Below are 15205 nucleotides of genomic sequence, written 5' to 3' on the forward strand. Positions count from 1 at the left end.
TAAAGGAGGAAAAATAAAATGACAAAGAACATTCATGATGTTGCATATGAATTACAAAAAGCAATCGCTGAAAACGAAGACTTCAAAACTTTAAAAGAGAGCTACGCAGCAGTTCAAGCTGACACAGCTTCAAAGAATTTATTCGATGAGTTCCGTACAATGCAACTTAGCCTACAACAAAAAATGATGCAAGGCCAAGAAATCACTGAAGAAGACAACCAACAAGCACAAGAAGTTGTAGCTCGCATTCAACAAGATGCTAAAATTACAAAATTAATGGAAACTGAGCAACGCCTAAACGTTGTAATCGGTGACGTTAACAAAATTATCATGAAGCCACTTGAAGAATTATATAGCGCGCAACAACAAGCTTAATAGTGGAAGACGCTCCTAGTTTAGGAGCGTCTTTTTTGTTGTAGAAAAAGGCTTATATTTGGAATAAGGGGAACTGTACGTTTTATATTATATATCCGAATAATTCATGTTCGGTAAAGCGTAATCAATTTTTGATGAAATATGAATAAACTTTCATTAGTATTAACTAAGGTTTTTCTTTAAAATTACATATTAGGACAAGGAGGAAGGTGAACTGTGAGGCGTTGTATCGAGTTATATCACTTTAAATATGAAATATCATTAAAAAAGTTGGTACATGTGATGATGGAAAGTGATTTTTTATCAAAATTCTCAGCTATTAGGAATTTTACTTATAAATGAGTCTGAAATTAGGATAAATAATATTAGTATTACAACTAACAAAGTAGAGATTTATTGAATGAATGATAAATTCTATCTAACAAATGTGAATGATAATGTGAAAGTTATTCTATATTAGAGGATAACTATATTTTTTGTGCTTATAACCGTTAAATGAAATGTGTATGCTTTAATTTATGATTACAAAATGTGGAAAATGGAGTTATTGCTGTAGTTAAAAAGGAGTTTTGTACAAAAGTGATTCGAGTATTTAAGTATGAATATCAATTGATTGTAACGTTACTATCGCTTAGTTTATTTAGTTATTTTGCAATCGAAATTATGTTATATCCTAGGATAGGGATTGAGATAGAGCATCAAGAAAATCATTTGGTGATTAATAATATTGTGAAAAATAGCTGGGCAGCAGAACAAGATCTAGCAGTCGGGGATATTATTGAAAAAATAGATGGGATTCTCCCTGATGATAACTCTAATATTTCATTATATGGTGCTACTGAAAGGGTAAAGAAAATTACAATGAAGAAAGGGGGAACAATAGAAGAATATAAAGTAGAGTATAATCCGTACGATAAGCAATTGGTTTATCATCTTTTTTTACCAACTGTGTTTTATCTAACGTGTTTTTTTGTGGCTACATATATTTTAATACGTGCTCCATACTTGAATGCAGGAACGAAAGATTTAATCTATTTTCTGCATTGTTTAGGAATGAGTTACATTAGTATTATGGCGGGGTTACGAAAAGATTCAATAGCGTATATTGTAGTTGCTATTTCTTTAACGTACTCAGTTGTCTTTTTTATAAAATTTATGGACATGTTTACGAAAAACTTGAAGATAAGGTTTATAACAAAAACAAAATTAATCTACATAAATATAATAGCGTTTATTTTAGTTTGTTTAACCATTTTTATTTATTTAAAATATAATGATTTATCGACGAGTTATATTATATTGTTAAGTTCTGTTTTGTTTTTATTAACAGTATATGTATTGTTTAGATTTTATTTTAAAAGTAGAAAAAGTTATTATTTTAAGTTTATAAGAGTTATTATTATGAGCACAATCATATCAGCCATGCCATTTATATTCTTATTTTTAATTCCTAATTTGATAAATTACAAAGAAATAATAAGTGTCGAGACGACAGCGATCTTTTTTTTATTGGTTCCAATTTGTATTTTTTATATGATTATTGAAGGGAAAATATTTGATTATAATTTTGTTATTCATAGAGTTCAATATTATGCTTTACTGTCGATATGTCTAACGGGTTTCATCGTTATACTAGGGATTTTAATTTTCCACAATACTAGCGATAACATATTAGATGTTATTCGATTTGCTGGTATCTTGTTTGTTTCGTTAATGCTTTCTTGCTTTATAAAGGATTATTTGGATTTTAAATTAAGGAAAAAATTATATCATTCTCAGAAAAATTATCAGTTTAGTTTACATAGATTTTTACATCAGGCAAAAAATGAATATAAGTTTTCAAACTTAATTGTTAGCATAAAGAGAGAAATCAATGATGTATTAAGAATAGAAGAAATATGCTGTATTGAAGTGAGTAAAGGGGATAATTCGCTCCAAATTATTGGGGATGGATATGTTTCTGAAGATGTGCTAAAGCAATTGAATGGATATCAGTTAGAGACATATACTGTTGGTTCCATTATACAATTAGAAGATCATTTTGTGTTTGTTTTGTCCATTTCAGCAAAAACAATGATTATATTGTTATGTAAATCTAATAATAGGAGAGGTTTGAACATTCAAGAAATTGGATGGTTAGAGACATTGTGTAGTTATGCTGATTTATTATTAGAATGCTCATATCAAGTGGAAGAATTAGTGAATCAGTTGCAAACGATAAATGAACCGAAACAGCCTCCAATTTGGCTTTCAAAGTTACTATTTAATTTATCTGAAAAAGAGCGGACAAATTTGGCGAGTGATATTCATGATGGTGTATTACAAGACCAAATACGCTTGTCTAGGAAATTAGAGGAATATCATAAAGATATTCCAGATGTCGATATGAAAAAAATAATTAACGAAGTGTATGAAGATGTCTTAGATCATATTTATGTCATTCGTGAAACATGTAATAACTTACGTCCTCCATTTTTATATGAATTAGGTTTGAAAAAAGCATTATTAGATTTATTTAAACAAGTAAATCTTAAAGCTACATTTTTCTTCTATTATGAAATTCAAGATAATATTATTCTACCTAATGTAGAATATGAACAAGCAATTTATAGAATTATTCAGGAGTTATTAAATAATGCACTAAAGCATTCAAAAGCTTCTAAAGTTACAATTCGATTATATGAGCAAAATGGATATTTGAATTTAACTTATGATGATGATGGGATAGGAATGGGGATAGATTTAGACGAGTTAAATCATTCTTATAGTAGTTTAGGTTTATCCGGGATTGTAGCTAGAATTCATAGTTTAGGTGGAGAAATGTCAATAGATTCAAAGGTGAATAATGGATTAAAGATTAAAGTTAGTATGAAAATTGATTAATTGATTCAATCTTTAGATGTGGAAGGGATGAAAAAATGATTTCTGTTCTTGTTGTAGATGATCACGTTGCAGTTGGCCTAGGGACTAAAGCATTAATTGAAAGATATGATGATATAGAGGCTGATGTTTTCCATGATAGTGAAGAAATAAGAGAAGTTATGCATAATAAACAGTATGATGTATATTTAATAGATTTACAAATGCCAAAAATAAATGGTTTAGAGCTTTCTAAATATATACTTAGTGTGCAACCAGAAGCAGCTATTCTTATTTTTACAGGATTTGATGTGCTTGCACATTATAATTTATTAATAGATAACGGAGTACTTGGTGTATTAAGTAAAACTTCTTCTGAGAAAGAAGTGGTAAACGCAATCCGCCATGCAGTGAAAAAAGAAGTAGTTCTTTCTCATCAACTTGTAAGACAGTTAAGGATAGTAGAAAATGCATCTAATATAAATGTAGAAGGCGAAATGAAAAATATAATTTCTTTAAATGATGAAGAGAAGATGATTCTAGTTGAAGTTGGTAAAGGAAAAACAAATAGAGAGCTTGCCGAAATATTAAACTTAAGTCAAAGATCGGTAGAATATAAATTGACCGACATATTTCATAAGTTACAAGTTTCATCAAGAATGGAAGCAGTACAAAAGGCGAAAGAACTATGGTTTATTCCAACTATAAATTTTTAATGTAGCTCTTTATTAAGTTGCGGTATTCACGCAAGAAAAATGCGTGAATACGAGAGGAATGTTCGGTGATATAAATGGAAGAATATAGTATAGTTACATTAAAGGCAAAATAAACTCGCGAGGACTAACAGCTTAATATATTGCCTTTTATTAGGATGTATAGTCGTATTCAAGTATATACTAATTAATAACAATCAATATAAATAGAATTATTTGAAAGACAGTCAATTATTTAAGACACGGTAAAAAATTGCTGTAATAAGTTATTAGTATTGCATTGTTAAAAGAGTAATTTAGGGTTGAGTTACTCCAATTGATAAAAATCCTATACTTTGTCAATATAGTGATTTTATCGTCCATTATTTGTTGTTATTTTGCGTTTGTTGTTTTTGCTTGGGCCTCCTTTAAGGAGGCCTTTTTTTATAGGAAACGGATGAAGTGCATCCTTACACATAATAAAGTCTCTTTAAAATTTCCATATGTTGGTGAATGTTTTAAAGAGGAATGTATGATCTAACATGTATTATCACTTACTGAAATACTCAGTTTTAATGTTTTTTTCCTTCAAAAACTCTTCAATTTCTTTTTGCTTCCTACCATTAACTTTCTCAAAGCGTTTTGTAAAAGAAAAATCAGTTTTGAATAAGTTACCATCTTGGGCGAGTTTGTCTAATTCTTGATCTAGTTCTACTGAAAGTGCTGTAGATGATGAAATAAATTCATATATTTCTTTTGAAGGCTTTTTGTAATCATCGGGGATCGTATTGTTGCTAATAAAATTATGGAAGTTCGCGTCGTTTTGTTGTGCTAAATCTACTAGTTGTTTTAATTTCTCTCGGTCAGATTTCGTGGCATTCTCATCAGACATGGCTGATGAAAGTGGAACGATATTTTCGTCTAACTCTTCGCTATAATTTAAATAACTTTTTATATTTTGTTTCATTTCGTCTTCACTAATATTTTCATTTTTCTTTGAGGAACTAAATATATTTTCTGGAACTTTAATAGCAACATCTTTAATAGATTGTACATCGTTTTCTTCCTTAGGTTGTGCACTGTTTGAACAAGCTGATAGAAATAAAAGAGTAAGTAGCATGAGTGAATATAAAGTATATTTCTTCATTTTAATCTCCTTTTACATTCATTAGTGTCTTTGTAAAATAGCAATATTCCATTTCAAATACTTTACTAAAAGTGCATATAGATGTTTTACCATTTGATAAGATATGATGGATATGAGTAAACCGACGCAAAAAGCGATGAACACATTATAAACATCGGAATAACTAATTTGATGAAACCCTTTAAAGAATCCTAATCCTATTAATAAAATAGGCGAAATAATTAATACTGGCGTGGCAATGATAAGTGCTAGAAGAATCGGTAATAAAAAGAGTAGTACGAAAAAGGCGATAATGATACATATAAAGTTTAAAATACTTAAGCTCATAACAGAAAACAGTGCTGTCATAATATTTTTTAGGCTGCGCCTATTGTCAGCGTTACTTATTACATATGAAATATTAAGTTCTTTAGCGATAGTTTTAGGGTTTCCTAGCTTTTTAGAAATTTCCTCTTCAGATATTCCATCTTGTTTACCACTAATAAAATGAGTTTCGTACTCCGAGATAATATCCTCTTTTTCTAAATTAGGCATATTCCGTAGGGAAGAACTAAGTTGCTCTAAAAATTCATTTTTGTTCATAACAATCACTTTCCTTTATAAAATGATGAATTATGGCTGAAAATCCTATCTTTTTTCTAAACAGCACACTCAATCTATATCTACTTTTTGAAAGGAGATATACTAATTGTGAATAAAATTCCAAATGATGGGTATTCCATTATTTACAAATATATCACTTACTATTATTCTTTGCAAGGTACTATAAATTTGTTAATAATGTGAATAGGTGGAAGTATTTTTGTACATTTTTAGAAGAGATATAAAAATGTTATTTTAAGATAAACAAAAGGTTGTAAGCGTATTCTTTAAATCTTGTCAAAATAATGTCGAATTCATATTGTTGGAAAAATAATGCATTTGTAATATAATGATAAATGATACTTCACCAGCTTAATTAACTAGGTGAAATTAAAATCTTTATTACACACATTATGAAATAAAGGGATGATTAGTTTTGAGTACAGGTGTAAAAGCAAACGACGTGAAGACAAAAACAAAAGGAGCAGATCTTGTTGTTGATTGTTTAATTAAACAAGGTGTTACACATGTTTTCGGTATTCCAGGAGCAAAGATTGACTCTGTATTTGATGTATTGCAAGAAAGAGGACCAGAGTTAATCGTTTGTCGTCATGAACAAAATGCAGCATTTATGGCAGCTGCTATTGGTAGATTAACAGGGAAACCGGGCGTATGTCTTGTAACTTCAGGACCAGGGACATCAAATTTAGCGACAGGTCTTGTTACTGCGAATGCGGAGAGTGATCCCGTTGTTGCTTTAGCTGGTGCAGTACCGCGTACGGATCGATTAAAACGTACGCATCAATCTATGGATAATGCTGCACTATTCGAACCAATCACAAAATATAGCGTAGAAGTAGAGCATCCTGATAATGTGCCAGAAGCACTTAGTAATGCATTTCGAAGTGCGACTTCCACAAATCCGGGAGCTACTTTAGTAAGTCTTCCGCAAGACGTTATGACTGCGGAAACAACTGTAGAGTCTATCGGTGCGCTTTCTAAGCCACAGCTTGGAATCGCTCCCACACATGATATTACATATGTAGTAGAAAAAATAAAATCAGCGAAATTACCAGTTATTCTACTTGGTATGAGAGCGAGCACAAATGAAGTGACGAAAGCTGTTCGTAAATTAATTGCGGATACAGAACTTCCTGTTGTTGAAACATATCAAGCAGCTGGTGCGATTTCACGTGAGTTAGAAGATCATTTCTTCGGCCGCGTTGGATTATTCCGTAACCAACCAGGTGATATTTTACTAGAAGAAGCAGACCTTGTTATTTCTATCGGTTATGATCCAATCGAGTATGATCCAAAATTCTGGAATAAACTTGGCGACAGAACGATTATTCATCTTGACGACCATCAAGCAGATATCGACCATGATTACCAACCAGAGCGTGAATTAATTGGTGATATTGCCTTAACGGTAAATAGCATCGCGGAGAAATTACCGAAACTTGTATTAAGTACGAAATCAGAAGCGGTATTAGAACGATTACGCGCGAAATTATCAGAACAAGCAGAAGTTCCGAACCGTGCTTCGGAGGGTGTTACGCATCCACTTCAAGTGATTCGTACACTTCGTTCTTTAATTAGTGACGATACAACTGTTACATGTGACATCGGTTCCCATTCTATTTGGATGGCGAGATGTTTCCGTTCTTATGAACCACGTAGATTATTATTTAGTAACGGTATGCAAACGTTAGGTGTTGCACTTCCTTGGGCAATCGCAGCTACTTTAGTAGAACCAGGTAAAAAAGTAGTTTCCGTATCAGGTGACGGTGGTTTCTTATTCTCAGCGATGGAGTTAGAAACGGCGGTACGTTTAAATTCTCCAATCGTCCATCTTGTTTGGAGAGACGGCACATATGATATGGTTGCATTCCAACAAATGATGAAATACGGTAGAACATCAGCTACAGAGTTTGGTGATGTTGATCTTGTGAAATATGCGGAAAGTTTCGGAGCGTTAGGTCTTCGTGTTAACACGCCTGATGAATTAGAAGGGGTATTAAAAGAAGCATTAGCAGCAGATGGTCCTGTCATTATTGATATTCCAATTGACTATCGTGACAATATTAAATTAAGCGAAAAATTATTACCAAACCAATTAAACTAATGGAGGCAGATTTGAGATGACTGTTGCGCAATTAATTGATATTGATGCAAAAAAAACGAAAACGAGTAATGAAGTATATCAAACATCTACAATGCTTGCGCTATTAGATGGTATATATGATGGTGTGATTAGCTTTGAAGATTTGAAAAAACATGGTGATTTTGGCATCGGCACATTTGATCAATTAGATGGTGAAATGATTGCATTTGATAATGAATTTTATCATTTACGTTCAGACGGTTCAGCGGAAAAAGTAGAGCCAGAAGAAACAACGCCATTTGCGACTGTAACGTTTTTTGAAAAAGAAATGAGTTATACGGTAGAGCATCCGATGAATCGTGAAGAAGTTGAAGCGTTATTACATGAATTAATGCCAAGTAAAAACTTATTTTACGGTATTCGAATGGACGGTACGTTCCGTGAAGTAAGAACGAGAACTGTTCCAAGACAAGAAAAACCGTATACACCGCTCGTTGAAGTGACGAAATCACAACCAATCTTTTCATTTGAAAATACAGAAGGTACGCTTGCTGGATTTTGGACACCAGATTATGCGCAAGGTATTGGTGTAGCTGGATTCCACTTACATTATATTGATGATGAAAGAAGCGGAGGTGGACATGTTTTCGACTATGTTATAGAAAACTGTACGATCCAAATTTGTCAAAAAGCTCATATGCATTTAGCACTTCCAGAAACAGCTGATTTTATGGCGGCTGAATTATCAAGAGAAAACTTAGAGGATAATATTGCAACTGCGGAAGGTGCAGAGTAAAAAGGGAAGCCAATTCGGCTTCTCTTTTATTTTGAGTTACTCCCGATATGCGGAATAATGCTCATCAGAAATAGAATAGTTCTCTTTACCAGTTAAGGCTGATACTTCTACTAATTGATGTCCAAGCCCATCCCATACTGTAACAGTATATAAGGATGACCATTTAATATTCCCACGAGCGAGTCGGAAAGAATAATAGTCGTTATCTGTTGTTACTAAAACTTTGTTATAAATAATATTTTTCGTTTTTTTATTTTGTAAAATAATGACAAAGTCTAGTTTATCTTCTTGTTTCGGAATTTGTAGTATTCTTGCTATAAACATTCCATTTGGATTTTTCTTCGTTTTATATACTTTTTCTGATTCTATTTTTAGTTCAGGTTTGCCTCTCATAGTCTCTCCCTTTACATATGTTTATTTCTTTGAAACAAACGGATGCCCGTCATAATAAAAACGCCACGGATAATGTACAGCTTCTTCTGCATAGTCGATATTAATACGAGGTCCTGCTGCTGTTTTATATTGTGATGATATATGTTCATCTTTTGGGACCAGTTCAATATGCAATGTGTCACTTTGTAATGATAAGCCTCGTTCTTTTAAAGTAATTCCGAGTGCACGGCATAGTTTGCCAGGACCGCTTGTTAAGTTTTTATATTGCGCTTTTGTAATGTCTGTTTTGTTGTAGCGCGCTAGTTTTATTTCTTCAATACCGTCTACTGGCTCAAGGGCTCGAATGAGAACACCTTGCGGGGTGCCAACTGGTGCTGTAATAACGTTAAAACAATGGTACATACCGTAAATTAAATATACGTAAGCATGCCCTGGTGCGCCAAACATAACTTCTGTGCGATCTGTCCGTCTGCCGCCGTAACTATGTGCGGCCTTATCATCTGGGCCTTTATATGCTTCTACTTCTACAATGATTCCGCTTCGCTTTATTCCGTCTACAATATGAACAAGTTTTTGCCCGAGTAATTTTTTTGCGACTTCTAACGTATCGCCTTCATAAAAAGAAGGAGGTGCCTGCATTGTACTATCTCCTTTACTAAGTGTATATGTATATAGTAAACCAAATTTTCAGTAGTAATTCTAACTCGTTCTATTTGCTACATTTATTTCATAAATTATGGATAGAGTACAACAGCGAAGAGGGGGAGTGCGACATGATTTATCGCTTACTAGCTCTTAATATAGATGGGACACTACTATACAACAATGGAAAAATTGCAAAAGGATTAAGAGAAACAATTGAATTTGTGAAAAGAAAAGATGTATACGTTACGTTATTTACGAGCCGTAATTTTCAATCCGCTCATAAAGTAGCAAAGGCGTTAAAATTAGATTCTATATTAGTGACACATGGTGGTGCTTTCGTTTCAGCAACGTTAGATAAGCCGTACGTTCAAAGAAGATTATCTGAAGAGAAGACTTTTAACATTGTGCAAGTGTTAGAGCACTTTGATTGTAACGTACGTATTTCTCATGAACGGTTTTCGATAGGAAATCGTGAGAGAAATACACCAAACTTAATTGCGCGCACTGTATTATCAAGCGCAGATCCGTTATTTTATCCAGTTCAATTTGTAGATTCGTTAGGTGACGCGCTTCGTGACCATCCGGTAGCGGCGCCAAAAATTGATGTTCTTTTCCAAAGTAAAGGTGAAAAAGAACGCGGGCTAAATACATTAAGAAAAGCATTCCAAGATGTAGAGTATGTTGAATGTGATTCAAAACGAATAGAAATCTTGCCGCAAAATGTATCAAAGTTACGCGGATTACAATTGCTTGGAGAGCATTTAAATATTTCGCTAAATGAAATGGTTGCGATTGGAGATAGTATGGAAGATTTAGAGGTTATTGAAAACGTGGGACTTGGTGTAGCGATGGGGAACGCGCCTGTAGAGTTAAAGCAAGCAGCAGATTGGATTACACGTTCAAATAGTGAGAACGGTGTAGAGTACATGATTAAAGAGCATTTCCGTAAGCAATTCCCGCTTCCGTTTTTGAAGAATCATAAAAATACACCGAAACGATGACAGAAAAACGTAGCTTTTTGGCTACGTTTTTTTGTTTATCTTATTAAAAATAGTGAAAGCGTTTTAAAATATGAATTGTGTATGAAATCTATACAATTCACTTGAATCCTTTAGAAAACTAATGTAAAGTGGATGATGTTGCCAAAACAGTTACACCACATGAAATATTCTTCAGATTAATTTTATTGGGCTCCCATACGTAAAAGTATTTCCGCATGACAGTTTAGTTCACGTATTATTTCAAAAATGAATTGTAGCAATCTTATTAAGTAGTTGTAGTGTTTCTTTGTTTTATTTAAATGGATTATTTTAAGTTAATGTGAGTAAGGTTTGGTACATATGATATGTACTTCTTTTTGTGGTTTTAGGAAGTTTAAAAGGGGGAATGAATTTCTTGAGGAAATCATTTAATCAAAAAATTAAAAAGTTAAGTAGTAGTTTAATAGTTGTATTACTAATATGTATGAATTTTTTAATCCATTTACCATTAAAAGCAGAGGCAGCTACAACAGAATTAAAAGGTTTAGGTGATGTATCTTATTACAACGCCATCATTTTTGGAGATCATAGTGCAACGAGTGCGGATATTGAAGGTGCGATGGCTGTTCAGAAAAATATGAACGCATCAAGTTATACAGTCGTAGCGGCTGCAACTGGAGCAAATAACTTAGCTGGAGCAACTTGGGTAGATGAAGGATATCCATCATTGTTACTAGGCGGTCAATTTACGAAAGCGGGAGCAGGACAGGTAATTATTCAAGATGGAACAGTGGCGATGACAAAAGACGGTGACCCAGATGGAGCAATGAAAACGTCATATGACCGTATCTCTTATAAAGAGCAAGCGGAGATTGATGCTAAGTTTAAAGAATTTAGAAAAGACGTTGATGGTGTAATTGGGGATGCAAGTAAACTATACACTGATAAGCCAAAACCTAATATGAGCTTTGGAATCGGTGAAGATGTAAACAACCCTAATATTTATGTCTCTTCAGGCCAGACGGGAAAGAAAGCATTTGATGTAAAAGACGTTTTTCTTCCGAATGTAGAGAATAAAGACTTTATTGTTATTTATTCAGATGCAGAAGAAGTGAGTTTTGGTGGCGGTGCAATTTTGTATGATACAAGAAATACTGGGATGGCGACGGATTTAATTAATACATCTCAAGCATACGATCCTAATTCATCTTTTACTGAGTTAGCTAGTAAGGTAATTTGGGTATTTCCTAATGCTACAAAGATAACAACTAAAGGTTATGGTGTAGTAGGTAGTGTGTTTGCACCTAATGCAGTTGTAGAAACAAAAGGTGGTTCTATTAATGGACAAGCCTATGTTGGAGGATTACACCAAAGAGATGGTTTTGAGGTTCATAACTTTAAATTTAACTGGCCAAAGTGGAATAAACCAGCAGTTGAAAAAGGACATTTACAAATTAAAAAAGTTGATGAAAACGATGAAAACATTGTTTTAAAAGACGCAAAATTTGATGTTATAGACAAAGATAATAACGTTGTGGCTACTGTTACAACAAACGAAAAGGGTATTGCGGAAGTTAAAGATTTACCACTTGGTGACTATTTTGTAAAAGAAATAAATGCACCAGAAGGATATATAAAAGTTGATACACCAGTCAAAGTAACAATTGATAATACAAACGTAATTGAACTTGTTATGAAGAATACGAAAAAAGTAGAGAATGGCCAATTTAAATTATTGAAAAAAGATAGTGAATCTGGTCAACTTCTACCAGGTGCAAAATTTGATGTTATCGATAAAGATGGGAAAGTTGTGGAAACAATTGTTACAGATGATAAAGGTGAAGCCTTATCGAAACAACTTCCAGTTGGAAGCTATACATTAAAAGAAGTAGAAGCACCGAAAGGATATGAATTATCATCTAGTTCAGTTTCTGTTGATGTAGAGGCTAATAAAGTAGTGACTGTAGATGTAGTGAATAAAAAGATCCCCGAAAAAGTAACAGGTCAATTTGAAATTGTGAAAGTAGATGCGGAAGATAAAACGAAAGTATTATCAGATGCAGAATTCGAAGTATATAAAGATGGTAAAAAAGTAGATACGTTACGAACAGATAAAACTGGTAAAGTAGTTTCTCAGAAATTAGAACCAGGAAAGTATACATTAAAAGAAACGAAAGCACCACAAGGATATAAATTGTTAAAAGAAGAAATTGAAGTCGTTGTGGAAGCGGACAAAGTAGTAGAAGTACAAGTAGAAAATGCAAAAGAACTAGGAAGCTTACAAGTAATCAAAAAGGATGCAGAAAGTGGAAAAGTTCTAGCAGGTGCGGAATTTAAATTAAAGAACGAAGCTGGTCAAGTAGTTGGAGAAGCGAAAACAACGAATAAAGACGGTGTTGTGAAATTCGAAAGCTTAGTGCCAGGAAAGTATACGTTAGAAGAAACGAAAGCACCAGAAGGTTATAAAGCGTTAGAAGTGACAGTAGAAGTGAACGTTGTAGCGAACGAAGTAGTAAAACAAGAAGTTACGAATGAAAAAGTAACGGGTCAATTCGAAATCGTGAAAGTAGATGCGGAAGATAAAACGAAAGTATTATCAGATGCAGAATTCGAAGTGTATAAAGATGGTAAAAAAGTAGATACGTTACGAACAGATAAAACTGGTAAAGTAATTTCTCAGAAATTAGAACCAGGAACATACACATTAAAAGAAACAAAAGCACCACAAGGATATAAATTGCTAAAAGAAGAAATTGAAGTCGTTGTGGAAGCGGACAAAGTAGTAGAAGTACAAGTAGAAAATGCAAAAGAACTAGGAAGCTTACAAGTAATCAAAAAGGATGCAGAAAGTGGAAAAGTTCTAGCAGGTGCGGAATTTAAATTAAAGAACGAAGCTGGTCAAGTAGTTGGAGAAGCGAAAACAACGAATAAAGACGGCGTTGTGAAATTCGAAAGCTTAGTGCCAGGAAAGTATACGTTAGAAGAAACGAAAGCGCCGGAAGGTTATAAAGCGCTAGAAGTGACAGTAGAAGTGAACGTTGTAGCGAACGAAGTAGTAAAACAAGAAGTTACGAATGAAAAAGTAACGGGTCAATTCGAAATCGTGAAAGTAGATGCGGAAGATAAAACGAAAGTATTATCAGACGCAGAATTCGAAGTGTATAAAGATGGTAAAAAGGTAGCGGAACTGAAAACAGATGAGAGTGGAAAAGTGATGTCACCAAAATTACCGCTAGGTGAATACACAGTGAAAGAAACGAAAGCACCAGCGGGCTACAAGCTTTCAAATAAAGAATGGAAAGTAACAATTCAAAACGAGAAAGAAGTAGTAAAAGTAGAGGCAGAAAACGAAAAAATCTTAGGTTCTCTACAAATTATTAAAATGGATGATAAAGATCAAACGAAACGCTTAGCAGGCGCAGAATTTACATTGAAAGATGCGAAAGGAAATGTTGTAAAAGAAGGAATTACAACAGATAAGTCTGGAACGGTTAAAGTAGACGGACTTGTGCCAGGTGAATATACGTTAGAAGAAACAAAAGCACCAGAAGGTTATGAGTTAACAAAACAAATAATTCATGTAACAGTTGACGGTGAAAAAGTTGTTGATGTAAAAGTAACGAACAGTAAGAGTCTTGGTCAATTCGAAATTGTAAAAGTAGATGCGGAAGATAAAACGAAAGTATTATCAGACGCAGAATTCGAAGTGTATAAAGATGGTAAAAAAGTAGATACGTTACGAACAGATAAAACTGGTAAAGTAGTTTCACAGAAATTAGAACCAGGAAAGTACACATTAAAAGAAACGAAAGCACCACAAGGATATAAATTGCTAAAAGAAGAAATTGAAGTCGTTGTGGAAGCAGACAAAGTAGTACAAGTACAAGTAGAAAATGCAAAAGAACTAGGAAGCTTACAAGTAATCAAAAAGGATGCAGAGAATGGAAAAGTTCTAGCGGGTGCGGAATTTAAATTAAAGAACGAAGCTGGTCAAGTAGTTGGAGAAGCGAAAACAACGAATAAAGACGGTGTTGTGAAATTCGAAAGCTTAGTGCCAGGAAAGTATACGTTAGAAGAAACGAAAGCACCAGAAGGTTATAAAGCGTTAGAAGTAACAGTAGAAGTAAATGTTGTAGCAAATGAAGTAGTAAAACAAGAAGTTATGAATGAAAAAGTGAAAGAAGAAATTACAGGTCAATTAGAAATTACAAAGGTAGACGCTAATAATACAAATAAAATATTAGCAGGCGCAGTGTTTGAAATTTGGAAAGACGGAACAAAAATCGACACATTAACAACAAATAAGAGCGGTAAAGCGACTTCTAAGAAGTTAGAACCAGGAGATTACACTTTAAAAGAAATCCAAGCGCCAGAAGGATATACTTTATCCGATAAGGAAATGAAATTTACGATTTCTAATGAAAAAATTGAATTTGTAAAACTTCAAATTACAAATAAAAAAGATACAGAAAAAGGTCCGGAAAAACCAGGTGAAGGAACAGAAAAACCAGGTGAAGGAACAGAAAAACCAGGTGAAGGAACAGAGAAGCCAGGTGAAGGAACAGAGAAGCCAGGTGAAGGAACAGAGAAGCCAGGTGAAGGAACAGAGAAGCCAGGTGAAGGAACAGAGAA

General features: G+C 33.5%; 11 protein-coding genes. 7 read left to right on the forward strand and 4 right to left on the reverse strand.

Annotation, left to right across the window (positions count from 1 at the left end; all coding sequences use genetic code 11):
* Window positions 1–18: 18 nt before the first annotated feature.
* The 3 genes from AC1Q8M_RS00740 to AC1Q8M_RS00750 all read left to right on the forward strand — a co-directional run bounded on the left by AC1Q8M_RS00740 (window position 19) and on the right by AC1Q8M_RS00750 (window position 3950).
* Window positions 19–375, forward strand: a complete 357-nt coding sequence (locus AC1Q8M_RS00740; protein WP_000164614.1) for a YlbF/YmcA family competence regulator — start codon at window positions 19–21, stop codon at window positions 373–375.
* 579 nt (window positions 376–954) lie between these two features.
* Window positions 955–3258: an ATP-binding protein gene (locus AC1Q8M_RS00745; protein WP_016513648.1), complete on the forward strand. Its 2304-nt coding sequence runs from the start codon at window positions 955–957 to the stop codon at window positions 3256–3258.
* A 35-nt stretch (window positions 3259–3293) separates the two neighbouring features.
* Window positions 3294–3950 carry a response regulator transcription factor gene (locus AC1Q8M_RS00750; RefSeq protein WP_000626498.1) on the forward strand — a complete coding sequence of 219 codons (657 nt, stop codon included), beginning with the start codon at window positions 3294–3296 and terminating at the stop codon, window positions 3948–3950.
* A gap of 526 nt (window positions 3951–4476) precedes the next feature.
* Here the strand turns inward: AC1Q8M_RS00750 and AC1Q8M_RS00755 are convergent.
* Together AC1Q8M_RS00755 and AC1Q8M_RS00760 are read right to left on the reverse strand one after the other, a co-directional pair.
* Entirely contained in the window at window positions 4477–5073 is a 597-nt protein-coding gene (locus AC1Q8M_RS00755) for an NDxxF motif lipoprotein (protein ID WP_098361170.1), read from the reverse strand.
* Window positions 5074–5094: 21 nt separating this feature from the next.
* The gene (locus AC1Q8M_RS00760; RefSeq protein WP_086387956.1) at window positions 5095–5655 is read right to left on the reverse strand and encodes an HAAS signaling domain-containing protein; all 561 of its coding nucleotides are present in this window, start codon (window positions 5653–5655) and stop codon (window positions 5095–5097) included.
* 436 nt (window positions 5656–6091) lie between these two features.
* On the opposite strand from AC1Q8M_RS00760, the gene alsS reads away from it, so the two are divergent.
* Window positions 6092–7780 carry an acetolactate synthase AlsS gene (gene alsS / locus AC1Q8M_RS00765; protein ID WP_000103523.1) on the forward strand — a complete coding sequence of 563 codons (1689 nt, stop codon included), beginning with the start codon at window positions 6092–6094 and terminating at the stop codon, window positions 7778–7780.
* 16 nt (window positions 7781–7796) lie between these two features.
* Complete coding sequence (gene alsD / locus AC1Q8M_RS00770; protein ID WP_000215018.1) at window positions 7797–8555, forward strand: alpha-acetolactate decarboxylase; 759 nt, start codon at window positions 7797–7799, stop codon at window positions 8553–8555.
* 36 nt (window positions 8556–8591) lie between these two features.
* Here the strand turns inward: alsD and AC1Q8M_RS00775 are convergent, their stop codons facing one another.
* Window positions 8592–8948: a hypothetical protein gene (locus AC1Q8M_RS00775; RefSeq protein ID WP_001214380.1), complete on the reverse strand. Its 357-nt coding sequence runs from the start codon at window positions 8946–8948 to the stop codon at window positions 8592–8594.
* Between the two features lie 21 nt (window positions 8949–8969).
* Complete coding sequence (locus tag AC1Q8M_RS00780) at window positions 8970–9587, reverse strand: DNA-3-methyladenine glycosylase (RefSeq protein WP_001148794.1); 618 nt, start codon at window positions 9585–9587, stop codon at window positions 8970–8972.
* Between the two features lie 134 nt (window positions 9588–9721).
* Here AC1Q8M_RS00780 and AC1Q8M_RS00785 point away from each other — a divergent pair, with 134 nt between their 5' ends.
* Window positions 9722–10594, forward strand: a complete 873-nt coding sequence (locus tag AC1Q8M_RS00785) for a Cof-type HAD-IIB family hydrolase (RefSeq protein ID WP_000640419.1) — start codon at window positions 9722–9724, stop codon at window positions 10592–10594.
* Between the two features lie 394 nt (window positions 10595–10988).
* Window positions 10989–15205: MSCRAMM family protein (locus AC1Q8M_RS00790; RefSeq protein WP_492334109.1), on the forward strand; the 4217-nt coding region annotated here is incomplete at its 3' end.

This window comes from Bacillus sp. GW823-FHT06A10 (genome assembly GCF_058795375.1).